The sequence below is a fragment of the Novilysobacter selenitireducens genome (assembly GCF_020026895.1).
Taxonomy (GTDB): Bacteria; Pseudomonadota; Gammaproteobacteria; order Xanthomonadales; family Xanthomonadaceae; genus Lysobacter_C; species Lysobacter_C selenitireducens.
Genome location: NZ_JAINZW010000008.1, coordinates 15346 through 40452 on the forward strand (window position 1 = coordinate 15346; position 25107 = coordinate 40452).

26 protein-coding genes and 2 pseudogenes are annotated in these 25107 nt (G+C 70.1%); 9 read left to right on the forward strand and 19 right to left on the reverse strand.

Annotated elements, in window-relative coordinates:
* Positions 1–13 precede the first annotated feature (13 nt).
* Positions 14–484 carry a bacterioferritin gene (bfr, locus tag K6753_RS13605; protein WP_223677012.1) on the forward strand — a complete coding sequence of 157 codons (471 nt, stop codon included), beginning with the start codon at positions 14–16 and terminating at the stop codon, positions 482–484.
* 94 nt (positions 485–578) lie between these two features.
* Here the strand turns inward: bfr and K6753_RS13610 are convergent, their stop codons facing one another.
* Positions 579–1163, reverse strand: coding sequence for a DUF4126 domain-containing protein (locus K6753_RS13610; RefSeq protein ID WP_223677013.1), 585 nt, complete (start codon positions 1161–1163; stop codon positions 579–581).
* A 71-nt stretch (positions 1164–1234) separates the two neighbouring features.
* On the opposite strand from K6753_RS13610, the gene K6753_RS13615 reads away from it, so the two are divergent.
* The 6 genes and pseudogenes from K6753_RS13615 to K6753_RS13640 all read left to right on the forward strand — a co-directional run bounded on the left by K6753_RS13615 (position 1235) and on the right by K6753_RS13640 (position 5706).
* On the forward strand, positions 1235–1960 hold the full coding sequence (locus K6753_RS13615) for a DUF6776 family protein (RefSeq protein WP_223677014.1): 726 nt from the start codon (positions 1235–1237) through the stop codon (positions 1958–1960).
* Positions 1961–2000: 40 nt separating this feature from the next.
* A pseudogene (locus K6753_RS13620) lies at positions 2001–2378 on the forward strand (bactofilin family protein); the annotation flags it as partial.
* A gap of 175 nt (positions 2379–2553) precedes the next feature.
* Complete coding sequence (locus tag K6753_RS13625; RefSeq protein ID WP_223677016.1) at positions 2554–3255, forward strand: DUF6776 family protein; 702 nt, start codon at positions 2554–2556, stop codon at positions 3253–3255.
* A 60-nt stretch (positions 3256–3315) separates the two neighbouring features.
* Positions 3316–3693: an iron-sulfur cluster insertion protein ErpA gene (gene erpA, locus K6753_RS13630; RefSeq protein WP_223677077.1), complete on the forward strand. Its 378-nt coding sequence runs from the start codon at positions 3316–3318 to the stop codon at positions 3691–3693.
* A gap of 40 nt (positions 3694–3733) precedes the next feature.
* Positions 3734–4669: an NAD(+) diphosphatase gene (gene nudC, locus K6753_RS13635; RefSeq protein WP_425492134.1), complete on the forward strand. Its 936-nt coding sequence runs from the start codon at positions 3734–3736 to the stop codon at positions 4667–4669.
* Between the two features lie 125 nt (positions 4670–4794).
* Positions 4795–5706: a regulatory signaling modulator protein AmpE gene (locus K6753_RS13640; RefSeq protein WP_223677018.1), complete on the forward strand. Its 912-nt coding sequence runs from the start codon at positions 4795–4797 to the stop codon at positions 5704–5706.
* A 30-nt stretch (positions 5707–5736) separates the two neighbouring features.
* On the opposite strand, the gene K6753_RS13645 is transcribed toward K6753_RS13640, so the two are convergent.
* From K6753_RS13645 to K6753_RS13670, 6 genes and pseudogenes are all read right to left on the reverse strand, one after another.
* Positions 5737–5976 carry a hypothetical protein gene (locus K6753_RS13645; protein ID WP_223677019.1) on the reverse strand — a complete coding sequence of 80 codons (240 nt, stop codon included), beginning with the start codon at positions 5974–5976 and terminating at the stop codon, positions 5737–5739.
* 2 nt (positions 5977–5978) lie between these two features.
* Positions 5979–6362, reverse strand: coding sequence for a DUF2752 domain-containing protein (locus K6753_RS13650; protein WP_223677020.1), 384 nt, complete (start codon positions 6360–6362; stop codon positions 5979–5981).
* Between the two features lie 50 nt (positions 6363–6412).
* The gene (locus tag K6753_RS13655; RefSeq protein ID WP_223677021.1) at positions 6413–6751 is read right to left on the reverse strand and encodes a CD225/dispanin family protein; all 339 of its coding nucleotides are present in this window, start codon (positions 6749–6751) and stop codon (positions 6413–6415) included.
* Positions 6752–6845: 94 nt separating this feature from the next.
* A complete protein-coding gene (locus K6753_RS13660; protein ID WP_223677022.1) occupies positions 6846–8816 on the reverse strand; it encodes an MFS transporter in 1971 nt (656 codons plus the stop codon).
* A gap of 174 nt (positions 8817–8990) precedes the next feature.
* Complete coding sequence (gene purD, locus K6753_RS13665) at positions 8991–10283, reverse strand: phosphoribosylamine--glycine ligase (protein ID WP_223677078.1); 1293 nt, start codon at positions 10281–10283, stop codon at positions 8991–8993.
* Between the two features lie 90 nt (positions 10284–10373).
* Positions 10374–10793, reverse strand: a pseudogene (locus K6753_RS13670) (ABZJ_00895 family protein); the annotation flags it as partial.
* A 172-nt stretch (positions 10794–10965) separates the two neighbouring features.
* Between K6753_RS13670 and K6753_RS13675 the strand changes: the two are divergent.
* The gene (locus K6753_RS13675; RefSeq protein WP_223677023.1) at positions 10966–12474 is read left to right on the forward strand and encodes an alanine/glycine:cation symporter family protein; all 1509 of its coding nucleotides are present in this window, start codon (positions 10966–10968) and stop codon (positions 12472–12474) included.
* Here K6753_RS13675 and K6753_RS13680 read toward each other — a convergent pair.
* The 12 genes from K6753_RS13680 to K6753_RS13735 all read right to left on the reverse strand — a co-directional run bounded on the left by K6753_RS13680 (position 12419) and on the right by K6753_RS13735 (position 24194).
* Positions 12419–13501 carry a calcium/sodium antiporter gene (locus K6753_RS13680; RefSeq protein WP_223677024.1) on the reverse strand — a complete coding sequence of 361 codons (1083 nt, stop codon included), beginning with the start codon at positions 13499–13501 and terminating at the stop codon, positions 12419–12421. The genes K6753_RS13675 and K6753_RS13680 overlap by 56 nt on opposite strands.
* 1 nt (position 13502) lies before the next feature.
* Positions 13503–15080 carry a bifunctional phosphoribosylaminoimidazolecarboxamide formyltransferase/IMP cyclohydrolase gene (gene purH, locus K6753_RS13685; protein ID WP_223677025.1) on the reverse strand — a complete coding sequence of 526 codons (1578 nt, stop codon included), beginning with the start codon at positions 15078–15080 and terminating at the stop codon, positions 13503–13505.
* A 150-nt stretch (positions 15081–15230) separates the two neighbouring features.
* Positions 15231–15503 carry a DNA-binding transcriptional regulator Fis gene (gene fis / locus K6753_RS13690; protein WP_223677026.1) on the reverse strand — a complete coding sequence of 91 codons (273 nt, stop codon included), beginning with the start codon at positions 15501–15503 and terminating at the stop codon, positions 15231–15233.
* Between the two features lie 130 nt (positions 15504–15633).
* Positions 15634–16467, reverse strand: a complete 834-nt coding sequence (locus K6753_RS13695) for a DUF3426 domain-containing protein (protein ID WP_223677027.1) — start codon at positions 16465–16467, stop codon at positions 15634–15636.
* A 268-nt stretch (positions 16468–16735) separates the two neighbouring features.
* Entirely contained in the window at positions 16736–17653 is a 918-nt protein-coding gene (gene prmA / locus K6753_RS13700; RefSeq protein WP_223677028.1) for a 50S ribosomal protein L11 methyltransferase, read from the reverse strand.
* Between the two features lie 134 nt (positions 17654–17787).
* Positions 17788–19155, reverse strand: a complete 1368-nt coding sequence (gene accC / locus K6753_RS13705; protein WP_223677029.1) for an acetyl-CoA carboxylase biotin carboxylase subunit — start codon at positions 19153–19155, stop codon at positions 17788–17790.
* A gap of 10 nt (positions 19156–19165) precedes the next feature.
* A complete protein-coding gene (gene accB / locus K6753_RS13710) occupies positions 19166–19648 on the reverse strand; it encodes an acetyl-CoA carboxylase biotin carboxyl carrier protein (protein WP_223677030.1) in 483 nt (160 codons plus the stop codon).
* A gap of 59 nt (positions 19649–19707) precedes the next feature.
* Positions 19708–20175 (reverse strand): type II 3-dehydroquinate dehydratase, encoded by a 468-nt coding sequence (locus tag K6753_RS13715; protein WP_223677031.1) that lies wholly within the window; start codon positions 20173–20175, stop codon positions 19708–19710.
* Between the two features lie 139 nt (positions 20176–20314).
* Positions 20315–20920, reverse strand: a complete 606-nt coding sequence (locus K6753_RS13720) for a TlpA disulfide reductase family protein (protein WP_223677032.1) — start codon at positions 20918–20920, stop codon at positions 20315–20317.
* Positions 20920–23403: a protein-disulfide reductase DsbD gene (locus K6753_RS13725; protein ID WP_223677033.1), complete on the reverse strand. Its 2484-nt coding sequence runs from the start codon at positions 23401–23403 to the stop codon at positions 20920–20922. Before K6753_RS13725 ends, K6753_RS13720 begins: the two co-directional genes overlap by 1 nt.
* Before the next feature lie 8 nt (positions 23404–23411).
* The gene (cutA, locus tag K6753_RS13730) at positions 23412–23753 is read right to left on the reverse strand and encodes a divalent-cation tolerance protein CutA (RefSeq protein WP_223677034.1); all 342 of its coding nucleotides are present in this window, start codon (positions 23751–23753) and stop codon (positions 23412–23414) included.
* A gap of 27 nt (positions 23754–23780) precedes the next feature.
* A complete protein-coding gene (locus K6753_RS13735; protein ID WP_223677035.1) occupies positions 23781–24194 on the reverse strand; it encodes a helix-turn-helix domain-containing protein in 414 nt (137 codons plus the stop codon).
* A 581-nt stretch (positions 24195–24775) separates the two neighbouring features.
* On the opposite strand from K6753_RS13735, the gene groES reads away from it, so the two are divergent.
* Entirely contained in the window at positions 24776–25063 is a 288-nt protein-coding gene (groES, locus tag K6753_RS13740; RefSeq protein WP_223677036.1) for a co-chaperone GroES, read from the forward strand.
* The last annotated feature ends 44 nt before the right edge of the window (positions 25064–25107 follow it).

A 25107-nucleotide genomic window follows, 5' to 3' on the forward strand; every position in this document is an offset into this window, starting at 1 on the left:
CCGGAGCACGGCCATGAAAGGCGACGCCAAGGTCATCGAGTTCCTCAACAAGGCGCTCTATAACGAACTGACCGCGATCAACCAGTACTTCCTGCACGCCAAGATGCTGAAGAACTGGGGTCTGAAGGAACTGGCCGACCACGAGTACGAAGAGTCGATCGACGAGATGAAGCACGCGGACAAGCTGTCCGAGCGCATCCTGTTCCTCGACGGCCTGCCGAACTTCCAGGCGCTGGGCAAGCTGCGCATCGGCGAGAACCCGCGCGAGGTGCTCAACGCCGACCTGGCGCTGGAGCTGGACGCGCTGCCGCTGCTGCGCGACGCGATCAAGCATTGCGAGAGCGTCAACGACTACGTCAGCCGCAAGCTGTTCGCCGATATCCTCGAGTCCGAGGAAGAGCACATCGACTGGATCGAGACGCAGCTGGCACTGATCGAGCGCATCGGCGAGCAGAACTACCTCGCCCAGCAGATCGAAGGCTGAGCCACTCGGCACGTGCGGCTCCAGCCGCGGTCGCCACGTCGCACCTACGTATGTGGTGTTGCGCGCCGCGTATCGATCCCGGCTGAAGCCGCGCCTACAGGCTGTTAGCGGGCTTGCGGCTCAGGCGTGAGAGTGCGCGCCATACCCACCACACCAGAGCGGCGATCAGCACGCTGGTGAGCACTGCCACACCCAGCGCGATCCATGGATAGCTGAAAACAAGCGCGAGCGCGCCGACCACCGCGACATCCTCGGCAGCCGATGCCGCGACGTTGCTGACCGGCTCAGGGGATGTGTTGACCAGCGCCCGACTGCCGGCCTTGAGCACATGGCTGGCCAGCGCGGCGCCTGCGCCGGTGGCCAGCATGCCGGCACCGAGTTCGCCGTCCGGCGAGAGCGTTGCGGCGGCAAGGAACGCGCCGGCGGGCACGCGCAACAGCGTGTGCATCAGGTCCCAGCCCGAATCCACCCCCGGGATTTTGTCGGCGAAGAACTCGACAGCCGCGAGCACGCCGGTCAGGCCGATCACCCACCACGATTGCGCGGCCTGCAGGGCCGGCGGCAGGTCCAGCCAGCCCAGCGCACCGGCCAAACCGACGCCGAATACGGTCAGGTAGACGCGGATGCCGGCCAACCAGGCCAGCACTACGCCAACTGCGAACAGGTGCGCATCTGACATGTGGACATCCCGCTAGACTCCAGCCGGGAGTATATGGGGAGCCTGCGCCGGTACGGGCGGGCAGCAACGATATGAGCAAACCGACCAACGCGCCGCCGAAGCGCTTTGTCATCGTGCCCGAGCAGCACGCACCTTCACGGCCCCGCCGCTGGGCCCTGGGTCTGGTGTGGCTGGCGTCGCTGGGCGTGGCGTTTGGCGGCACTGTGCAACTGGCGGGGCCGAACTTGCCGCACTTGGCGGGCGAGCTGGACGGCACGGCAGGTGAACTGCGCCAGCTCCGCGAGCAGAACCGCCAGCTGCGCCAGCGCGAGGCCGTGCTGGAGCGCTCCGACCAGATCAGCCGAGTCGCCAACCAGGAAATGCAGGGCGCGCTGGCCGAGCGCGACGACCAGATCGCCGCGTTGCGCGCGGACGTCGCGTTCTACGAGCGGCTGGTCGGCGCGACCGCGCCGCGCAAGGGGCTGGCGGTGCATTCGGCGCAGTTCTCGCGCGAGCCCGGTGGCAGCTGGCGCTACCGCATCGTGCTGACGCAGACACGCGACCGCAACGCGGTCAGCCTGGGTGAGCTGAAGTTCGACGTGGAGGGCGTGCAGGGCGGACAGCTGGCCCGGGTCAACTGGGACCGCCTGCACCAGGCCGACGCCGCGCCGCCGCAAGGCTATTCGTTCCGGTATTTCCAGCAACTGCGCGGCAGCGTGATGCTGCCCGAAGGCTTCACGCCGCAGCGGGTGCGCGTGTCGCTGCGTGGCGATGGCACCTCGCTGGAGCAGACGCTGCCCTGGGGATCGGCCGGCTAGGCCGCCACGCTCCTCCACCCACGACTTCGAAGGACTCCGCATGTTCAAGCACAAAGCCCTGCCCGACGACATCAGTGTCGACACCCTCATCGGCAAGCAGACCGTGATCCACGGTGACCTGCACTTCCGCGGCGGCCTCTACGTCGAAGGCCGCGTGGTCGGCCGGCTGATCGCCGAGGAGGGCGCGGAAGCACGCCTGACGCTCGCCGAAGGCGGCCACATCGAAGGCGAGGTGCGCGCGCCGGTCGTGGTCATCAACGGCCGCCTCGATGGCGACGTGCATGCCGGCGAGCGGGTGGAACTGGCGCCCAAGGCGCGCGTGGCCGGCAACGTGCATTATCAGGTGGTGGAGATGTCCGCCGGCGCGGTGCTGACCGGGCGCCTGATCCACGCCGACATGGCCGAAGCCGCCGGCGCGGCTGAACCGCAGGCGCTCCACCAGGCCGCCTGAGAAGATTCTCCGGCTTGACGACGGCGCGGGTCGCTCCTATACCGGCTGGATGACTGAACAGCCGCACGCAGAGCCCACCAACCCGCCGGAGGCCGCCCGCGGCGTCCCCCCGACAGCCCGGAAGACCGCCACCGCCCCTACGATGGGGTCGGGCCGGAAGGTGCTGGTCGCGGTGTTCATCGCGTCGATCGCCTTCGGCCTGTGGGGCGCGTGGCGCGTGTTCATGCCGGGCTCGGGCGACGTGCGTGCCCGGCTGTCGGCCAGCGAGCGCGAACGCACGTCGCTGCGCGAACAGCTGGAGCAGGCGCAACAGCAGGTCGCCACCCTCGGCCGCTCGGACCAGATCAGCCGGGACGCCAACCGCGACCTGCAGGGCACGCTGGCCGAGCGCGACGAGGAAATCGCCGGCCTGCGCGCCGATGTCGCGTTCTACGAGCGCCTGGTCGGGGCGACCGCGCAACGGCGGGGCCTGACGGTCCACGCCATCCGCATGCAGCCGCAGAACGGCACGGCCTGGCACTTCGCTTCCACCCTGACGCAGAACCTCAACCGTGGCGGAAGCAGCGCCGGCCGCGTGACCTTGTCGATCGAGGGCACCCGCAACGGCCGGCTGCAGACGCTGGACTGGGGCGATCTGCGCCAACAGGAGGACGCGCCCGGCGTGGACTACTCGTTCAAGTACTTCCAGCAGGTCGAGGGCGATGTGTTCCTGCCCGAGGACTTCACCCCGGTACGCGTGACGGTGCGGCTGACCCCGCGGTCGGGCGCGACGGTCGAGGAGTCGTTCACCTGGGCGCAGGCCACCGCCGAGGGCAACCGCGAGAACGGCGGCAGCGCCGGCTGAGCGGGTTCGCGCAACACCGCGATGCTTGAACGGGCCGGCGTCGGCCCCCATCCTGTGCGGATGGAAACCACGCCGTTGCCCACCCTGACGCCCGACTACCAGTCCATCGACGCCCCGCTGGTGTTCACCGCGGCCGCCGCGGCCAAGGTCCGGCAGCTGATCGAGGAAGAGGGCAACGACGCGCTGAAGCTGCGTGTCTATATCCAGGGCGGTGGCTGCTCGGGCTTCCAGTACGGCTTCGAGTTCGACGAGGCGCAGGCCGAGGACGACCTGGCGGTGCGCACCGATGGCGTGACGCTGCTGGTCGACCCGCTGAGCCTGCAATACCTGATCGGCGCGGAAGTCGACTACACCGAAAGCCTGCATGGCGCGCAGTTCGTCATCCGCAACCCCAACGCCAAGACCACCTGCGGCTGCGGGTCGTCGTTCTCGGCGTGATGCCAGCCCCGTGACGTCGACCGGGGCGCCCTTCGCCTTCATTCCCGGCTGCGGCCCCGATGCCGCGCCCATCGCGGCCCTGGACCGCGCTGACCACCTGCGTGACGACTCCAATGCGCTGGCCGCGCTCTGGAACGACGCGCGCGTGCTGCTCCTGGACGACACCGGCGCCGTTTGCGACGACCAGGGCCAGCCGGTGCCGTTGACTGGCGCGCAGATCAGCGAGGGCCCGGGTGGCGTCGGTGCGGCGGCCTTCCTCGGGCTGGACGAGGGGGGACGGGGCTGGTTCGCACTGGATGCCTCGCTCACGGCCGTGAGCGGCGCGCGTTCCGTGGACCTGCGTACCGCGGCCGCGACATGGCCCGCGCGCGAGGCAGCGGCGTTCGCCGAGGCCCGCGCGCTGCAGTCGTGGCGCCAGGGCCACCGGTTCTGCGGGACGTGCGGCGGGGAGGTCGCGATGCTGCGCGCCGGCTGGCTCGGACGATGCGAGTCCTGCGGGCTGGACCACTACCCGCGCACCGATCCGGCGGTGATCGTGGCCGTCAGCGACGGTGCGCGCCTGCTGCTGGGACGCCAGTCGACATGGCCCGCGCGCCGGTACTCGGTGATCGCCGGATTCGTCGAACCCGGTGAATCGCTGGAGCAGGCCGTCGCGCGCGAGGTGATGGAAGAAACCGGCCTGCGCGTCCGCCGCTGCCGCTACCTGGCGTCGCAACCCTGGCCGTTCCCGGGCGCCTTGATGCTGGGCTTCGCGGCCGAGGCCGAGCCGGGTGAGCCGCAGGTGGGCGTGGAACTGGAAGATGCGCGTTGGTTCGATGCCGCACAGATCCGCGCCGCCGCCGCGCGCGAGGCCGCGCAGGATGTCGACGATGACGGTCCTTTGCTGTCGTCACCCATCTCGATCGCGCGCTGGCTGATCGAAGACTGGCTCGCGGCCGCGGAAGGCAACGCAGGCGCGAGCAACGCGGCGACCTGATCCGACGTACGCGACGGGATGCGCCGGTCGCTCGCGTAATGGCGGAGGCCGTCGTCCGCACCGGGTCGTCGCGTCAGATCGTCGCGCTAGAATCGGACGGCCCCGTTTGAGTACAGGAAGCTGCAATGGCCGTCACCTTGATCGCCACCGTCATCGCGCTCGTGCTCGGCCACATGGCGCCGTCACTTGCGGCGTCGGTGCGCCAGTACGGCTGGTACGGCGACTGGCTGCGCGGCCTGGATGCCCGCTTCGGCGATGGCAGTTTCTGGCGCGGGCGTTGGGGCATCGCGGTGGCGCTGGTGCCTCCGCTGCTGGTGATCGGGCTGTTCCAGCTCGCCCTGGACGGTCCGCTGTTCGGCCTGGCCGGGCTGCTGTTCGGCATCATCGTGCTGTTCTACGCGTGGGGCCCGCGCGACCTCGACGTCGATGTCGAGGCGATCGCCACGGCCGACGACGCCTCGGGCCGTCGCGCCGCTGCGGCCCGGCTGTGGCCTGACGATCGCACCCCGTCGCTGGATGGACCTTCGCTCGTCGAGGCGGTGTTCCGCAATGCATTGCGCCGCTGGTTCGGCGTGCTGTTCTGGTTCCTGCTGCTGGGCCCGTTCGGGGCGCTGCTGTACCGGCTGGCGGTGTTGTCGGTCGAAGGGGAGGCGGCGCGCGCGCTGCCGGGCGAGACCGCATCCGGCGCCCGTACGCTGCTGGCCGTGCTGGAGTGGCCGGTCGCGCAATTGATGGCGCTGTCGACGGCGCTCGTGGGCAACTTCGACACCGCGCTGGGCGCCTGGCGTGACGCGGGCGGGGCCTCGCTCTCGCTCGACAACAGGTTCCTTGCTGCCGTGGCGCGAGCCAGCGTGCGCAGCGAACTTGCCGAGGAAGTGGCCGATTACGCCGACGAATCGGGCCTGGCCGCGCCGCCGGCCATCGTCGTACTGGGCGAGCTGCCGGAGCTGCGCGACGCGATGAGCCTGGTCTGGCGCAGCCTGCTGGTGTGGCTGGCGGTGCTCGCGTTGTTCGTGATCGCCGGTTTCGTCAGCTGAAGCCGCAGCCATGTAGGACCGCATCTGGCTTCAGCCCGGCTTGCGGACCTGCATCCGGGCAGGCAACGCACCCGTGAGCGCAAAGCGCGCAAACAGGTAGAGGCCATACATGGCGCCGAGCGCAAGCGCGGCATCGATCCATGAGTCGATGGCATCGCTGGAGAACGCCTGCAACAGTCCCCAGCCGCCAGCGGTCGTCAACACCCCTGCGACCACGCGCTGCCAACGCGGCGCACGCGTTGTCCGTGCCGCTTTGTTCTCGGACGCCATGGTCAAGCCGGCCCGAGGATCGTGAAGGGCCATACCGGCACGTTGCGCAGCACCCAATAGCCGCCGATCAAGGCGAGCCAGAACCACGGCCCCAGCAGGGTGTCGACGGCCCGGCGCGGTAACGGTACCGGGCGGCCGCTTGCGTGCAGCAGCACGACGCCCAGCAGCGGCACCAGCACGAACAGCAGCGGGTTCATCGCGATGGCAGTGGCGACGTCGCCATGCACCAGTGCGTGCAGTGCGCGCGTCGTACCGCAGCCGGGGCAGTAGAGCCCGGTGAATGCCTGGAACAGGCACGGCAGGAACGGGCTGTCGGCCGCGTTCGGGTCGAAGCGCCGCAGCGACCAGACCCCGAAACCGACTGCCGCGGCGGCACCGGTCGCCATGGCGACACGGAACCATGTGCGTCGTGGATCGGCCGGGGCCAGCACGCGACTCATACGGCCGTCTGTTGCGCCTGCTGCATCTGCTCCAGCATCTCCAGGTATTCCTCGGTGCCGCCGGTCATGTAACCCCAGACGTTGAGCAGCAGCCCGAAGATCGCGAGGCCCGTGGCGACCCAGCACCACGTGCGCGCGGTGTCGGATGCACGGCGCGCGCCGTCGACATCGCCGCGGTCGAGCTTGCCGTTGACCTGCGCGGCGTAGACGATCGCCACGATGCCCGGGATGCCACCGACGAAGCAGCACAGGCAGAACGAGAAGATCGCCGACAGGATGGCCCAGGCCAGGTGGTTCGGAATGCGCTCGGCGGCGATCGGCGGCGGTGCGTTCATGGCGGTTCCCCAATGTGCGTCGCCGACCGTGCCGGCGTCCCCGCGGGCATCCTAGCAGCGGGTTTCGCCGGGCGTCATCGCCGGGCCGCGTGGCTCACGCCGCGTCGCCGCGCAGCGCGCGCACCTGCACTTCCAGCGACGCCGCATTCGCCGTCGCGCCGTCCACCGGCGGCGCGGCGACCACCTCGACCGGTGCCCTGAAGCGCTGCGGCACGCGCATGCGATCCAGCAATGCCGACGCGCGGTTGGCGCGGCGGCTCCACATGCTGGCCCACATGTTGCGCAAGGCCATCGGCACGACCGGCACCGCGCGCCGCTCCAGGATCCTCTCCACGCCGCCCTTGAACGGCGCGATGCTTCCGTCCTTCGTCAGCGCGCCTTCCGGGAAGATGCAGACCAGTTCGCCCTCGGCAAGGGTCGCGTCGATCTCGTCGAACGCGCGCTGCATCAATGCCGGGTCCTCGCGGGCACCCGCAATCGGGATCGCCTTGGCGGTGCGGAAGATCCAGCGCATCACCGGGATGTTGAAGATCCGGTAGTACATGACGAACCGCACCGGGCGCGGAATGCTGGCGGCCAGGATCAGCGCGTCCATGTAGCTGACGTGATTGCACACGATCAGCGCAGGACCCTCGTCGGGCACGTGCGCTTCCACGCCACGCACGCGCAACCGGTACAGCGCGCGCACCAGCACCCAGCTCAGGAACCGCATCGCGAACTCGGGCACCACGGTGAAGATCCACAGCGCGACCACGATGCTGGCCACGCCCAGCGCCAGCAGCAGCGTCGGGATCGACCAACCCAGCAGCTGTTGCAGCGCCACGCCGCCGACCGCCGCCAGCACGATGAACACCGCGTTCTGGATGTTCATGCCGGCGATGACGCGCGACAGTTCGCCCGGCGGTGTGCGCGACTGGATCAGTGCGAACAGCGGCACCACGAAGAAGCCCGAGAACAACCCGATGCCGGCGAGGTCGGCGACCACGCGCCACGCACCCGGCTGCTGCAGGAAGCCCGCCACGTCCAGTCCGCTGGCCGACACCGCCGGCGCGAACGCCAGGTGCAGGATGCAGGCGCTCATGCCGGCCGCGCCCATCGGCACCAGGCCGATCTCGACCGTGCGCGCCGACAGCTTCTCGCACAGCAGCGAACCCACGCCCACGCCGATCGAGAAGACGGCGAGCGCGAACACGTACAGCGTCGCCGTACCGCCAAGGTGAGTTTCGGCATACACCGGCAGGTTGCCGGTCAGCAGCGTGCCGGTGAACCAGAACCAGCTCACGCCCAGCACCGCGTTGCGCACCGCCAGTTGCTTGCGCGTCAGGCGCCAGACCTTGATCGACTCGGTCAGCGGGTTCCAGTTGACCTTCAGGTCGGGCGCGGCCGCGGCGACCGGCGGAATGAAGCGGCTGGCGACGTTGCCCGCCACCGCCAGCGCGATCACCGAGCCGCCGGCGACCAGCGGCCCGTGCTCGCCGGCCACGGCGAAGATCAGCCCGCCGAACAGCATGCCCAGCAGGATCGAGATGGACGTGCCCATCTCCACCAGGCCGTTGCCGCCGGTCAGTTCTTCAGGGCGCAGCACGGACGGCAGGATCGAGTACTTCACCGGCCCGAACAGCGCGCTCTGCAACCCGGTGGCGAACAACGCCACCAGCAGCACGCGCATGTCCTGCAGCCAGAACCCGATCGCCGCGACCGACATGATGGCGATCTCCATCACCGTCACGATGCGGATCAGCCGCGCCTTCTCCAGCTTTTCGGCGATCTGCCCGGCCGTGGCCGAGAACAGGAAGTACGGCACGATGAAGACCGCTGGCGCCAGCTGCGTGTAGATGCCACGCGTGGAGTTGTCCATCGCACCGGCCACGACCATGACGCCCAGCAGCCCGATGATGGCCTGGCGGAACACGTTGTCGTTGAACGCGCCCAGCAGTTGCACGAGGAAGTAGGGCGCGAATCGGCGCTGGCCCAGCAGGCCGAACTGGCTGCGCGGCGGCGGCCGCTCCGTCGATGCCGCGTGCGCGTGCGCGTGTGGCGGCTGGTGGCGCGTCTGGTCCGTCATGCGGGCTCCCCGGGAGTCGCGCGAGCCTAGCAGAGCGTCAAGGCAGTCCGGCTGCCACAGGTTCGACCGGGCATTTTGAGCCTGTAGGAGCGGCTTCAGCCGCGATCACGCGGCCACGTCAATTGCATGGAACGTTCGTCGCGGCTGAAGCCGCTCCCACAGGGAGGCCATTCGTCAGCCGCGCTCGCGCTCGATCGCCCGCCAGCCGATGTCGCTGCGGTGGAACTCGCCGTCCCAGCCGATCGTGTCGACCACCGCATACGCCTCGCGTTGCGCGTCGGCCACGCTGTCGCCCAGCGCGCACACGCACAGCACGCGGCCACCGCTGGTGACCACGCGACCGGCCTCGTCGAGCTTGGTGCCGGCATGGAACACCTTGGCGCCGAGCGGGGGTGTCGAATCCAGTCCGCGAATGGCATCGCCGGTGCGCGGCGTGCCCGGGTAGTTGTGGGCGGCCATCACCACGCCCAGCGACGGGCGTGGGTTCCAGCGTGACTCGACCTCGTCCAGCCGGCCGTCGATGGCGGCCTCGACCAGCTCCAGCAGGTCCGACTGCAGGCGCAGCATCACCGGCTGGGTCTCGGGGTCGCCGAAGCGCACGTTGAACTCGATCACCTTCGGTGCGCCCGCCTCGTCGATCATCAGGCCCGCATAGAGGAAGCCGGTGAACGGGATGCCGTCGGCGGCCATGCCGCGCACGGTGGGTTCGACCACCTCGCGCATCACGCGCGCATGCACCTCGGGCGTCACCACCGGCGCGGGCGAGTACGCGCCCATGCCGCCGGTGTTGGGGCCGGTGTCGCCATCGCCCACGCGCTTGTGGTCCTGGCTGGTGGCCATCGGCAGCGCGGTGCGGCCGTCGACCATCGAGATGAAGCTCGCTTCCTCGCCGGTGAGGAACTCCTCGACCACCACGCGCGAGCCGGCCTCGCCGAACGCGTTGCCCGACAGCATGTCGGTGACCGCGGATTCGGCCTCCTCCAGCGTCATCGCCACCACCACGCCCTTGCCCGCGGCCAGGCCGTCGGCCTTGATGACGATGGGCGCGCCCTTTTCGCGGACGTAGGCGAGCGCCTGCTCGACATCCGAATGGACCGCGTAATGCGCGGTCGGGATGCCATGGCGGGCGAGGAACGCCTTGGCGAACGCCTTGCTGCCTTCCAGCTGCGCCGCGGCGGCCGACGGCCCGAAGATGCGCAGGCCTTCGCGCCGGAAGCGATCGACCACGCCCGCCACCAGCGGCGCCTCTGGGCCGACCACGGTGACAGCGACGTTCTCGTGCCGTACCAGTTCCACGAGCGCGTCGATGTCGGTCGCCGATACGCCGACATTGCGGCATTTGCGCTCGGTCGCGGTGCCGGCGTTGCCGGGCGCGACCAGGACTTCGGCGACGCGGCGCGATTGCGCCAGCTTCCAGGCCAGGGCGTGCTCGCGACCGCCACCGCCGATCACCAGCACTTTCTGCAGGGCCACGCTGCGCGGTGCCGCGCCTGTCGAAGCGCCGGCACGCGGCGATTCCGGCCCGCTCGCGTCGTCCTCGCCGTCGTTGCGCCCCACGATCCAGTAGGCCAGCCACAGCACGGGCAGGTGCGCGAGGGTGCCGGCGACGCTGGCAGCCAGGGTGAAGCCACCCGACAGCTTGCGGAAGTTGAACAGCTGGTTGTTGTACGCCTCGACCATCAGCGAAACGCCGACCAGGCTCATGACGAATATCAGCAGCGCGCACCACAGCAGCAGCGGCATCCGCTCCGCACGCAGCGGCCGTCCGTGTTTGCGCGCGAAGCGCCGCGCCGTCAGGCGGGCTGCGACGTAGGACGTGGCGAGACCCGCGATCGCGTTGAACACCGTCGACTTGAACAGCAGTCCCACCAACCCGAACACGATCGCGACAAGCACGAACACCGCCGCGAAGAAGAGCGCATCGCCGAGCACGGGCTGGCTTGGGGCGGGTAGTGTGCGAGCGTAGGTCCTGCTCATGGTGATTCCTTTCCGGGTCGGGTCTGGGCGGCGCGGCCGCCGGGCGCATGGCCCGCGGATTCTACGTGAGCGCGTTTTATCGCCGCGACCCGCGGCCGGACAGGGCGCACTCCGTTGCTACCATCGGCCTTGCAGTGCCACGCGTCCGGCGTGGTCGTGAACGGGGAATTCCATGCAGACAGTCCTGGCCGCCATCGAGGCGGCGCTGGCGCCGGTCATCGGCGGCATCAACGCGGTGCTGTGGGACTACGTGCTGGTCTACGGGCTGCTGGCGGTGGGGCTGTTCTTCACCGTGCGCCTGCGCGGGCTGCAGGTGCGGCGCTTCGGCCACATGCTGCACGTGATCGGCCGCGGCACCGATGGGGATGCCGCCGGCATCTCGCCGTTCCAGGCGCTGTGCACGTCGTTGGCCTCGCGGGTGGGCACCGGCAACCTGGCGGGCGTGGCGATCGCATTGAGCCTGGGTGGGCCGGGCGCGCTGTTCTGGATGTGGTGCACCGCCGCGCTGGGCATGGCGACGGCGTACGCGGAGAGCGCGCTGGCGCAGCTGTACAAGGTGCGCGACGAGAAGGGCCAGTACCGCGGCGGGCCGGGCTACTACATGGCGCGCGGGCTCAAGGCGCCATGGCTGGGCGTGGCGTTCTCGGTGTGCCTGGTGTTCTCGTACGGATTGATCTTCAGCAGCGTGCACGCCAACGCGATCGCGCTGTCGATGGAGGCCGCGTTCGGCTTCACCGACGCGCAGGTGGCCACGGGGCTGGTGCTGCTGACCGCCGTGATCATCTTCGGCGGCCTGCGGTCGGTCGCGCGCGTCGCGGAGTGGGTGGTGCCGGTCATGGCGGTCGGCTATCTCGGCCTTGCGTTGTGGGTGGTGCTGACCAACATCACCGAGGTGCCGGCGGCGCTGGCGCTGGTGCTGCGCAGCGCGTTCGGGCTGGAGCCGGCGGTGGGCGGCGTGCTGGGCGGGCTGGCCGCGGCGATGCTCAATGGCGTCAAGCGCGGCCTGTATTCCAACGAGGCCGGCATGGGCAGCGCGCCCAACGTCGCGGCCGCGGCAACCCCGGTGCCGCACCACCCGGCCAGCCAGGGGCTGGTGCAGTCGCTGGGCGTGTTCATCGACACGTTGCTGATCTGCACCGCGACCGCGCTGGTGATCCTGCTGTCGGGGGTGCTGGCCGAGGGCAACGCCGACGGCGTGGTGATCACCCAGCGGGCGATGACGGTGTTCTTCGGCGAGGCGGGCACGTACTTCGTCGCCATCGCGCTGTTCTTCTTCGCCTTCACCACCATCCTGGGCAACTACTCGTATGCCGAGAGCGGCCTGCTGTACTTGGGCGGCGGGCGCAAAGGGCTGCTCGCATTGCGGCTCGCGGCGCTGGGCGTAATCACCTGGGGCGTGCATGCGCAGGTGCCGCTGGTGTGGAACGCGGCGGACGCGGCGATGGCGATGATGGCCACGCTCAACCTGGTGGCGCTGCTGGGGCTGTCGGGCGTGGTGGTGAAGCTGACGCGCGACTATGAAGGCCAGCTGCGCACCGGGCGCTCACCGGTATTCCATGCGGCCGATTACCCGGAACTGGGCGAGGGCATCGACCGGTCGATCTGGCGCGACCCGGACGCGGGAGTCAGGGCCGCGGATGGCGCGCCCGCCACGCCCGCAGCGTCACTACCGCGAGGGTGATGACCGTCAGCGGCACCACGAACGCCATCATCATCGCGCTGAAGGCGGGCAGCGCGTCGTGGTCGGCCGCGTCCAGCAGCAGGTAGGCGAGGTAGGCGAGGTAGTAGCCCAGGAACAGGCCGCCTTCCCAGCGCTGGATGCAGTGGCCGGTGAAGAAGATCGGCATGCACGCCAGCGCGACCGCGGTCATCACCGGCAGGTCGAAGCGCACGGCGGCCGCGCCCACGGCAATCCCGTCGGGTGCCATCGCCGCCGTGGCGCCGAGCACGAACAGCAGGTTGAACACGTTGCTGCCGACGATGTTTCCCACGGCCATGTCGCGTTCGCCGCGCATCACCGCCAGCACGCTGGTGGCGATCTCCGGCAGTGATGTGCCGATGGCGACCACGGTCAGGCCGATCACCAGCTCGCTCACGCCCATGGCCGTGGCGATGCTGACCGCGCCGTCCACCAGCCATTGCGAGCCCAGCACGAGGACGGCGAGCCCGGCGACCAGCACCAGCAGGTGCCGCCAGGCCGGCACGTCGGCGCCGGCGTCGGGCACCTCGGCATCCCCGGCGGCGTCGTCACCATTGCCGCGCCTGGCCATCCAGAGCAGGCCGCCGACGTAGGCCACGCCCAGGGCGACGAGCGCGATGCCTTCGCCGCGCACCAGCTCGCCGTCCAGCGACATCGCCAGCACGCCCAGCGACACCGCCACCATGACCGGCACGTCCAGCCAGATCAGCTGGCGGCGCACCACCAGGGGCGACACCAGCGCGCAGATGCCCAAGATGAGCAGCACGTTGGCGATGTTGCTGCCCACGACGTTGCCCAGCGCGATGTCGGCCTCGCCCTTGAAAGCCGCGCCTATGCCGATGGCGAGCTCCGGCGCGCTGGTGCCGAAGGCCACCACCGTCAGGCCGACCACCAGCGGCGCCATGCCCCAGCGCAACGCCAGCCGGGACGCGCCGCGTACCAGCAGCTCGGCGCCGCCCAGCAGCATCGCCAGGCCGGCTACCAGCTTCAGGACAACGAGAAGGTCCACCTCAGTGGCGGAAGTGGCGAACGCCGGTGAACACCATCGCCAGGCCATGCTCGTCGGCCGCGGCGATCACTTCCTTGTCGCGCATGGAGCCGCCCGGCTGGATCACGGCCTTGATGCCGGCGGCGGCCGCGGCGTCGATGCCGTCGCGGAACGGGAAGAACGCGTCCGAGGCCATCACCGAACCCGGCACCGACAGCCCGGCCTCCTCGGCCTTGAGCGCGGCGATCTTGGCGCTGACCACGCGGCTCATCTGGCCGGCACCGATGCCGATGCTGCGCTGGTCCTTGGCATAGACGATCGCGTTGGACTTCACGAACTTGGCGATGCGCCAGGCGAACAGCAGATCGTCCATCTGCTTGTCGGTGGGTGCCAGCTGGCTGACCACCTTGAGCTCATCGCGGCCGACCTCGCGGATGTCGCTGGTCTGCATCAGCAGGCCGGAGCCGACGCGCTTGATGTCGAAGTTGTTGCGGCCCTCGCCGTGCGGGATCTGCAGCACGCGCACGTTGGCCTTCTTGGTGGCGTAGTCCAGTGCTGCCGGCTCGAAGTCCGGCGCGATCAGCACCTCGACGAACTGGCGGTCGAGGATGACCTTCGTGGTAGCCGCATCGAGTTTCGTATTGAACGCGATGATGCCGCCGAAGGCCGAGGTCGGGTCGGTGGCGTACGCCAGCTCGTAGGCATCGCCGCAGGCGACGCCGACCGCGACGCCGCACGGGTTGGCGTGCTTGACGATCACGCACGCCGGCGCCTCGAACTGGCGCACGCATTCCCACGCCGCATCGGCGTCGGCCAGGTTGTTGAAGCTCAGCTCCTTGCCCTGCAGCTGGGTAAACGTCGCCAGCGTGCCGGGCACCGGGTACAGGTCGCGGTAGAACGCGCCGTGCTGGTGCGGGTTCTCGCCATAGCGCAGGTCCATGACCTTGACGAAGTTGCTGTTGGACTGCGCCGGGAACAGGCCGCGCCCGCCCTCGTCGGTGATCGACGACAGGTAGTTGCTGATGCACGCGTCGTACTGCGCGACGCGATCAAACGCGGCGACCGACAGCGCGAAGCGGGTCCTGCCGCTGAGCGCGCCGGCGTTGTCGGCCAGCTCGGCGATCAGCGCCGGGTACTGCGCCGGGTCCGTGGCGACCGCGACGCGCGCGAAGTTCTTGGCCGCCGAGCGCAGCATCGCCGGGCCGCCGATGTCGATGTTCTCGACGATCTCGTCCATCGTGCTGTCGGGGTTGGCCGAAACCGACTCGAACGGGTACAGGTTGAGCACCAGCAGGTCGATCGGCGCGATGCCGTGCTCGGCCATCACCGCCTCGTCGGTGCCGGCGCGGCCGAGCAGGCCGCCGTGCACGACCGGGTGCAGCGTCTTGACGCGGCCGTCCATCATTTCCGGGAAACCGGTGTGGTCGCTGACATCGGTGACCTCCAGCCCCGCGTCACGCAGCGCCTTGGCGGTGCCGCCGGTCGACAGCAGCGCGACGCCGTGGCCGGCCAGCGCACGGGCCAGTTCGACCAGGCCGGTCTTGTCGGAGACGGACAGCAGCGCGCGGCGAATCGTCACCGTCGGAAGGGAGGCGGTCATGCGTGGGTTCCGGCTTGGGGGCCGGAAATTATAGCGGGGGTGGTACGGCTTACCCGGGCGGGTCGTCAGTCGAGCGGCCCTGCTGCATTGCCTCAGGAAAGGTCCGCCCGGCTTTGCAGCCTCTAGCCCCCAGCCTCCAGTCCCTCAACTTCAGGCCAGCCCGTACTCGCGCAGCTTCTTGCGCAGCGTGGCGCGGTGGATGCCCAGCATCGTCGCGGCGCGGCTCTGGTTGCCGTCGCAGTGTTCGAGCACCTCGGCGAACAGCGGGATCTCCAGCTCGCGCAGGGCGATCTCGTAGAGGTTCTCGGTGCCGGAGCCGTTGAGGTCGCCCAGGTAGCGGCGGATCGACGTGGCCACGTGGTCGCGCAAAGGCACGCGCGGGCCCGGGCGGGCGGAATCGTGGCGGTCGGCTGCAGCGTTCAAGAGCGGTCCCCGTATGAAACATCCGTCGTCGAAGTGGCCGGCTCACGGTCGGGCGGCGGGACGACGGACCGGGGAGTCTAGCGCGTGCTGGCGGCAGCGGACACTGTCGCCGCGCATTCAGTCGATGCGATCAACGAAAGTCGAAAGTGAAGGCGACGATCGGTGCGGCCGGTTCACGCACGTCGAAGCGCACCGAGGCGCTCTGGCCTGGCGCGAGCCGTGCATCGACATTCGTGGAAGGGCGGTACTCGTCGGGGGTGAACGCGCGCGCTGCCACTTCCCGGCCATCGACGTCCGTCAGACCCACGCGCAGCGTTGGCCACGCCTGCGGCCACCGTGCGTCGTTGCGGAAGCTGGCGGTGACTTCGAGCACGCCATTGGTGCCGGCCTTGGGCCGCACGTTGCGGTCGAGCATCTGGAACGCGCCCGGCTCATGCCAGGCGGGAAGCTCGCACCCGAACGCACTGCAGGCCGCTTGCACCCAAGGACGCCAACGCGCGTCCGTCGCCAGTTCGGCACGCTGTGCCAGCAGCAGTTGCACGAGCAGCACCACCGTCAGCAGTGCGGCGGCGATACGCAACGGCCAGCGCAGCGTATCGGCCTCACCCGGCAGGGTGATGCGCGCGAAGCTGGGGCCATGGCGACCGCGCGTGCGGGCCCGGCGTGCCGGCGGTGGTGGCGGGACGTTGTCGACGGTCGCGGTCACGGTCGACGTCGCGTCTTCGGGTTCGTCTTCGTCAGGCGTATCGATGGGCAGCGAAGGTGCAGCTTCCGCTGGCGCATCGACATCTGACGTGTCGTGGGTGGCGCCCGCATTGATGGCCGTTGCGGCGGGCTCGTCGAGCGGCCCCGACGCGGCAGGATCTTCCAGCGGCTGCTCGCAGCGCGGACAGCGCTGGCCCTGCGCATCGCCCGGGGCGAGCAGCGAAACCAGGAAACCGCAATGCGGGCAGGGCAGGAACATGGGGGCCGAGTGTAAGGGGACGATGCAGCGCGGGCGACAGGGCGGCCGTGGCGTGGCGTGATGCGAGTCGCGTAATCGCGACGCGGGCGCGTGCGATCAAGCCACGCGCATGCGCGCGTTGAGCGTCTCCTGTAGGAGCGACGTAAGTCGCGATCCGCGAATCGGGCGAGGGTGCGGTCGCGACTTACGTCGCTCCTACAAGGGCGGTGTCACCCGGCGCCTTGGATGCGTGATCGCGGCTGAAGCCGCTCCTACAGGAGCTGCGGTCTTAGCGGCGGCGTCCGGTCACGCGCATCCAGTCATCGGACTGCTCCGCGCGCAGGTCGTCGAACGCCTCCGCGTAGCGCGCCATCACTTCACCTTCCTGCCCGGCGAGGATGCCCGACAGGGCGATGTACCCGCCCGGCGCGACACGCGCGGCGATCACGTCGGCCAGCTCCACCAGCGCCGAGGCCAGGATGTTGGCCACGACCACCGGGTAGGCACCGGCCGGTGCGTCGTCCGGCAGGTAGGCCGACAGCCGTGCGTCCTCGCCGTTGCGCTGCGCGTTGTCGAGGGTGGCGGCGATCGCCTGCGGATCGTTGTCGATGCCGATGGCGTCGCATGCACCGAGCTTGAGCGCGGCCAGCGCGAGGATCCCCGAGCCGCAACCGAAATCGAGCACGCGCGAGCCGTCGAGCACGCCCTCGTCGGCCAGCGCGTCCAGCCACTGCAGGCACAGCGCGGTGGTGGGGTGCGTGCCCGAGCCGAACGCCAGGCCCGGGTCCAGGCGCACGACCGCGGCATCGTCGGCATCGGTGCCCGGCGGCAGGTCGTGGTTCCACGGCACGATCCAGGTGCGGCGGCCGAACTGCAGCGGCACGTACTGGTCCATCCACGCGCGTTCCCAGTCCTGGTCGGCGACCTCGCGGAACGCCGCACGCGACCAGTCGATGCCTTCGTCGGCGGCCTGCAGCGCGTGCAACAGCAGCTCGCGCGGCGTGCCGTCCGGGAACAGCGCGGTCAACTGCATGTCGTCCCACAGCGGCGTCTGGCCGACACCCGGCTCGAAGATCGCCTGCTCGTCCGGCGCGTCGGCGTGCGCATCGGCCAGCGTCACCGAGAGCGCGCCGACTCTCTCCAGCGCCTGTTCGTACCGCGGCTGCTGGACCTGGCTGCAGGGGAGGGTGAGTTCGAGGAAGGGCATGGGAGCGGCGTCGGTGTCGGGTCGCCCATTGTGTAGCCCGGGTAAGCGGAGCGCACCCGGGGCGTTTGCGTCAGACGGTTCCCGGGTGCGCTGCGCTTACCCGGGCTACGTCCGCACCTGCGGGAAGCGCCGGGTCAGACGATCGAGAGCGACTTCTCCTTCTGCTCCTTCAGTCGCTTCTCGAGGTAGTGGATGTTCTGAGCGCCCTGCTGGAAGCCGATGTCCGAGAGGATGCGCTGCTGCAGCGGGACGTTGGTCCTGATGCCGTCCACGACCATCTCGCTGAGCGCCACGCGCATGCGGCAGATCGCCTGCTCACGGGTGGCGCCGTGCACGATCAGCTTGCCGATCATCGAGTCGTAGTTGGGCGGCACGCGGTAGCCCTCGTAGATGTGGCTGTCCACGCGCACGCCGGGGCCGCCGGGCGCGTGGAAATGCGCGATCAGCCCCGGGCTGGGCATGAAGGTTTCCGGGTCCTCGGCGTTGATGCGGCACTCGATGGCGTGGCCGTCCAGCACCACGTCTTCCTGCCGGATCGACAGCGGGTTGCCGGCGGCGATCATCAGCTGCTCGCGCACCAGGTCGATGCCGGTGACCATCTCGGTGACCGGGTGCTCCACCTGGATGCGGGTGTTCATCTCGATGAAGTAGAAGCGGCCGTTTTCGTAGAGGAACTCGAACGTGCCCGCGCCGCGGTAGCCGATGCGGATGCAGGCCTCGGTGCAGACCTTGCCGATCTCCGCCCGCTGCTCGGCGGTGATGCCCGGTGCCGGCGCTTCCTCGACGACCTTCTGGTGGCGCCGCTGCATCGAGCAGTCGCGCTCGCCCAGGTGGATGGCGTTGCCCTGGCCGTCGGCCAGCACCTGGATCTCCACGTGGCGCGGGTTCTCCAGGAACTTCTCCATGTAGACCATGTCGTTGCCGAAGGCCGCCTTGGCCTCGGACTTGGTGGTCTGGATGGCGCTGTGCAGGTGGGCCTCGGTGTGCACCACGCGCATGCCACGCCCGCCACCGCCGCCGGCGGCCTTTACGATGACCGGGTAGCCGATTTCGCGCGCGATCTTGGTGTTGGTGGCCGCGTCATCCCCGAGCGGCCCGCCGCTGCCGGGCACGCACGGCACGCCGGCGTCCTTCATCGCGCGGATCGCCTCCACCTTGTCGCCCATCAGGCGGATGGTGTCGGCCTTGGGTCCGATGAAGATGAAGCCCGACTGCTCCACGCGCTCGGCGAAGTCGGCGTTCTCGCTCAGGAAGCCGTAGCCGGGGTGGATGGCCTGGGCGTCGGTCACCTCGGCGGCCGCGATGATCTGCGCCATGTTGAGGTAGCTGTCGGTGGACGGGGCCGGACCGATGCAGACCGACTCGTCGGCCATGGCCACGTGCTTGAGGTTGCGGTCGACGGTGGAGTGCACCGCGACCGTGCGGATGCCCAGGGCGTGGCACGCGCGCAGGATGCGCAGCGCGATTTCACCCCGGTTGGCGATGACGACTTTGTCCAACATGCGTCGCGCCTCAGCCGATTACGAACAGCGGCTGGTCGAACTCGATCGGCTGGCCGTTCTCGGCCAGCACCTTGAGCACGGTGCCGGAGACGTCGGCCTCGATCGGGTTGAACATCTTCATCGCCTCGATGATCGCCAGCGTCTCGCCGGCCTTGACCGACTGGCCGACCGTGACGAATGCGGGCTTGTCCGGGGCCGGCGAGGTGTAGAAGGTGCCGACCATCGGCGCGCGCACGACGTGGCCGTCGGGCAGCTGTTGCGCCGAGGACGACTCGCCGCCGGACTTGCCGCCGCCGGTGGCGGCTTCGGTGGGCGAATGCATCGGCATCGGGGCCATCGGCGCCGGGGCATGGTGCATGGCCGGTGCCGACACCACCGCGCCCTTGGGCGTGCGTGCCAGGCGGACGGACTCTTCGCCCTCCTTGATCTCGATTTCGGCGAGGTTCGACTCTTCCAGCAGGTCGATGAGCTTCTTGATCTTGCGCAGGTCCATGGCGGGCCTCTGGGTGGGCCCCGCAGGGCGGGGCGTGGATGCGAAGGGGGTAAGCGTTGTCAGGACGGCTTGCGGCGGGCGCTGGCGTGGTTGTCCAGCCAGGCCAGCGCGGCGTCCAGGGCGAAGCGGTAGCTGTGCTCGCCGAAGCCGGCGACCACGCCCAGGGCGAGGTCGCTGAAGTAGCTGTGGCGGCGGAACGGCTCGCGGGTGTGCGGGTTGGACAGGTGCACCTCGATGAAGGGCACCTCGACCGCGGCGAGCGCGTCGCGCAGAGCGACGCTGGTGTGGGTGAAGGCCGCCGGGTTGATCAGGATCAGCGCGGTGCCGTCGTGGCGCGCGGCCTGCACCCGGTCCACCAGCACGTGCTCGGCATTGGACTGCAGGCTGTCGAAGCCGTGGCCGGCCGCCTCGACCCCGGCGCGCAGGGCGCCATCGATCTGGGCCAGCGTGGTGCGGCCATAGATCGTGGGCTCGCGTTCGCCGAGCAGGTTGAGGTTGGGGCCGTGCAGGGCCAGCAGCTTTGCCATGGGGCCGGGCGGAGGCGGAAAGGCCGGAGTGTGCGTGAGCGCACCCGCGCTGTCCAGACGTTCGCCGCCCATTCGCCGAAGTTGTCGCGATTTAAGCGGGCGTTTGAGTTTCCGCTCTAGACGCCGGCGTATGGCGCACTCAGTCCAGTCGGGCCCAGCCGTCGATCTCGCCGTGCTCGAACGGCCCGATGCGTTGCTTGACCAGCCGTCCCTCGGCGTCGATCAGCGCCGTGTAGGGCAGGACGCCCTTGGGATTGCCCAGCCGCACGCCGGCGTCCGCCGGGCCGGCGGCGTCCAGCGCGATCGTGTAACTGACAGGGATTTTCCGCAGGAAGTCGCGCACGGCCGCTTCGTCGTCCAGCGCGATGCCGACCACGGCGGTACCGGTGTCGCCCTGGGCGGTGGCGAAGCGCTCCAGTTCCGGCATCTCCTCGATGCACGGGCCGCACCAGCTGGCCCACAAGTTCACGAGGACAGGACGGCCGGCGCGATCGGCCGGCAGGCGCAGGGTGCCGCCGTCGAGCAGGGCGACGCTGACATCCGGGATCGCCTCGCCGCGGCGGGCCACCTCGACCCCCGCCGGCGGCGGCGGCGCGCTGGCGGCCGCCGCGGCATTGAGTGCGCGCTGGCCGGCCTCGGTGCGCAGCAAGGGGCCGGGGCCGTTGACCATCAGGCCGGCGGCCACGCCCAGCAGGCCGGCCGCGACGGCGACCAGCAGCACCTTCGTGGTGCCCGATAGCGCCATTACGGCGACCCTGCAGCGGCGGCCGGCGATTGCGCGCGGCGTGCGCGCTCGGCGAAGGCGGGCGCCTTCTCGAAGCCGAACAGGCGCAGGTCGCGGCGCTCGCGGCCCTCGACGAAGTACAGCGTGGCCGGCGGGCCGATGATGCCCAGCCGCTTCATCAGTGCCTGGTCGAGTTCGTCGTTGGCGGTGACGTCGGCCTTGACCAGCACGAAGCCGTCCAGCGCGTCGTGCACCTCGCGCTCGGGGAAGGTGTACTTCTCCATTTCCTTGCAGGCCACGCACCAGTCGGCATAGAAGTCGAGCATCAGCGGCTGGCCGGCTTGGGCGGCGGCGGCGATGGCGGCGTCGAGGTCATCGGTGGATTTGATCTTGCGGAAGGGCAGCTCGGCGGCCTGCGCCGGCCCGCTGCCCAGCCCGGCCAGCGGCTGCAGCGGGTCGCGCCCGCCGGCCATCGCACCGACCAGCTGCGCGCCGCCGGCCACGCCCAGCAGCAGCGCCAGGGTCGCCAGGACGGCGCGACGACCGGGGTGCAGGGCCGCCTTGCCGACGATCACCACGCCCACGGTGGCCGCCGCGCCCAGCAGCAGCACGCCCCACAGGGCCAGGGTGGCGGGGGCCGGAAGGATCCGCGACAGCATCCACACCGCCAGCCCCAGGAACACGAAGCCGAACGCGCGCTGGATCGCGACCATCCACGGCCCGCTGGTGGGCAAACCGCGCCCGGCTGCCACGCCAAAGGCCACCAGCGGTGCGCCCATGCCCATCGCCAGCGCGAACAACGCCGCGCCGCCGAACACCGGGTCCTGGGTCTGGCCGATGTAGAGCACGGCGCCGGCCAGCGGCGGTGCCACGCACGGCCCGACGATCAGTGCCGAGAGGGCGCCCATGATCGCCACGCCGCTCCACGAGCCACCGCGCTGGCGGTCGGCGACCTCGCCCAGGCGGCTGCGCAGGCCGGCCGGCAGTTGCAGCTCGTACAGGCCGAAGCTCGACAGCGCGAGCGCGACGAACAGCAGCGCGAACGCGACGATCACCCACGGCGTCTGGAAGGCGATCTGCAGGTTGGCGCCGGCCAGCCCGGCCAGCACGCCGGCGGCGGTGAACACGAGTGCATTGGCCAGCACGTAGACCAGCGACAGCGCGGCGGCGCGACGCGCGCCCAGGCCGGGGCCGTGGCCGGCGATCAGGCCCGAGAGGATCGGGATCATCGGCAACACGCACGGCGTGAACGCCAGTCCGAGCCCGAGCCCGAAGAACACCAGCAGCGCCCAGGCGCGATGCGGCCCGGCAAGGGCGGCGGCGAGACGGCTGTCCTCGGCGAGCGGGGCGGTCGCGGCGTCGGCACCGGCCGCTGATTCAGGCGCTACCGGCGCATCGGGGCGGTCCTCTGTCGTGGCCGTGGCGCCCGATGCGGCGCCCGCGCCGGCCGCTTCGCTGGCCGCGGGAGCCTTGGAACCCGCATCAACGACTTCGGCCGTGGCGGCCTGCGCGTCCGGCGAAACCGGCGCGTCGGACTCAACCTCCGGCGCAGCGGCCGTCACCGTTCCCGCGGGCAGCTCCAGCGACACCGTGCGCGTCATCGGCGGGTAGCAGATACCGTCGGACTGGCAACCCTGGAAGCCCGCGACCACGCGGATCGGGCCGCCGCCGGCCCCGTCGCGCCGCAGCGGGAGCGGCACGTCGATCTGGTCGAAGAACACCGTGGTCGTGCCGAAATACTCGTCCTTGTGGCGCACGCCCGCCGGCCACTGCAGTGCACCGGGGCGAATGCCTTCGCGGCCCGCGGTCTCGCCTTCGATCGCCAGCGTGGTCTTGTCCCGATAGAGGTAGTAGCCCGGCGCCGGCGTGAAGCGCAGCAGCAGGCGGTCGCCGCCATCGGCGATCGCCTCGAAGCCGAACGCCTGCTCCGGCGGCAGCGGCAGGGCATCGACACCCACGGGCGTACCACCGCCCAGCAGCGCGTTGCCACCGGATGCCGCGCCGCCGGGCAGCAGCGTGTTCGATGCCGCCGCGCCTGCCGGCAGGGCCACGTCCAGCGTGCGCGTCTGCGGCGGATAGCAGACGCCGGCGTCCGCGCAGCCCTGGTACTTCACCGTCAGCGTGGCGCGGGCACCCGTCGGCTGCCCCGCCAAGGTTGCCACCAATTGCCCGCGATAGGTTTCGACGTCGCCGAAGAACTCGTCCTTGTAGGCCTTGCCGGGCGGCAGTTGCAGCGCCGCGGCGTTGAAGCCGCTCGCGGTTACCGACGTGCGATGGCGATACAGGTAATAGCCATCCGCAATCCGCCAGCGCACCTCGATCCGCTCGGGACCGGCCGCACGGGCCGACAGCACGAACGCCTCGTCCACCGGCAGCAGGTCGTCCTCATCGACCGCGACGGCGGCCGTGGACATGGTGGCCAGCGCGGCCGCGAACGCGCAGGCGCCGAGCCAGCGTCGCAGGGTGGGCCAGCGGTGGGGTGGAGCGGCGGTCGGGTCGGGCACGGCGGGGGTCAGCCTTGTTCGGTCGGAGTCGGGTCGGGGCGGGTCTCGTCGGCAACCCACGCCAGGTACGGCGCCAGGCCGCCCGCCGCTTCGACCGCGATCACTTCCGGCAGTTCATACGGGTGCAGCGCGTGCAGGCGGTCGGTGCAGGCCCGCAGGCGATCGGCCGTTGTCTTGGCCAGCAGCAGGACCTCGTGGGCCTGCTCGACGGCGCCTTCCCATCGGTAGGTCGAGCGCATGCCGGGCAACACGCTGACGCACGCGGCGAGCCGCTCGGCGACCAGCGCGCGGGCGAGCCGGTCGGCAGTGGCAGCGTCGGGACAGGCGCAATGGACCAGGACCACGGACATCCGGCCATTGTACCGGCGCGCGTGGGGTCAGCCGCCCGCCGGGCGCCGCGTTTCGGGCGCGCGCGCACGGCCCACGCGCTGCAGGGCCAGCTGCTCCACCACCTCCACCAGCGGCGCGCGTGCCAACACCGGGCTCTCACGGAACGCCGCCAGCAGGCGCAACTCCAATGGGTCGTCCACCAGCATCGCGTCGGCGGCGGCCACCGAGTCCATCGCCACGTCCTGCGACAGGGTCATGCGGCCTCGCCCCGTGGCCAACCACTCGTACTGGACGCCGGTGGCCATCGCCGCCTCGCGCAGGTGGCTCGCGCTGGGGGATTTGCCGGGCGTGGCCTCCCAGTGGCTGACGGCGCTGCGCTGCACGCCCACCGCGTGGGCGAGGGCCGCCTGCGAGAGGCCGGCGTGTCGACGGGCGAGGCGGATGCGCTGTTGCGGGGTCATGGTCGGATTCCAGCCAGGTGCCTGAAAGTAGCGACGATACCGATATTGACATCAACCCGCTACCAGCAGTCACTGTGCCTGATCTGCCGCAAGCAAACGCCAGTCATTGCGGACCCGTGTCACAGCATCCGGCTACCGATGGTCGCTATTTGCGATGGCCGGGAGGCTGGTGCGGGTGACGTGCCGTGCGCATTATCGACTCCGGCTGACACGGACGTCAGCTTAGACAAGGGGTGTCTGGTCCGGGGAGGGGCGCTGGAGGCGCTGCGCTGGGATGCCATCTCCATACCGTGAAAGAGCGCGTCGCTTCGGGGACGCGCTCTTTCTTTGTGCGCGCGCGCTTTCGACGGTCTCCCTCTGGTGCCGTTCGACTTACGGATTCGTGCGCCTGGCAGCGCCTTCGCATCGCAAGCCGAACCGATTTCGCTGCGGGGCCCTTGAAAGCCTCCACGGCTGCCCCATCTCCCCCCGCAGTCCCGGCTGTGCCGGGCTTTGTCCGTCCCGGAGCTTGGCACTCGTTCCGGGCGACTGCTAAAATTTCCGTTCTTTTCCCACCCATTCAACCACTTAGGGGTTGTCTCATGAATATCAAGCCGCTCTACGACCGCGTGGTCATCAAGCGCATGGAAGAAGAAAAGATGTCCGCTGGCGGCATCGTGATCCCGGACTCGGCCACCGAGAAGCCGATCAAGGGTGAAGTCGTCGCCGTGGGCGAAGGCAAGCACCTGGACAACGGCAGCGTGCGCGCGCCGAAGGTCAAGGTCGGCGACAAGGTCCTGTTCGGCAAGTACAGCGGCACCGAAGTGAAGCTCGACGGCACCGACCTGCTGGTGGTGAAGGAAGACGACATCTTCGCGATCCTCGGCTGATCGCCGGGCGGGTTCGCCCGCCGCGCTTGCCTCCCTTTTCCAGT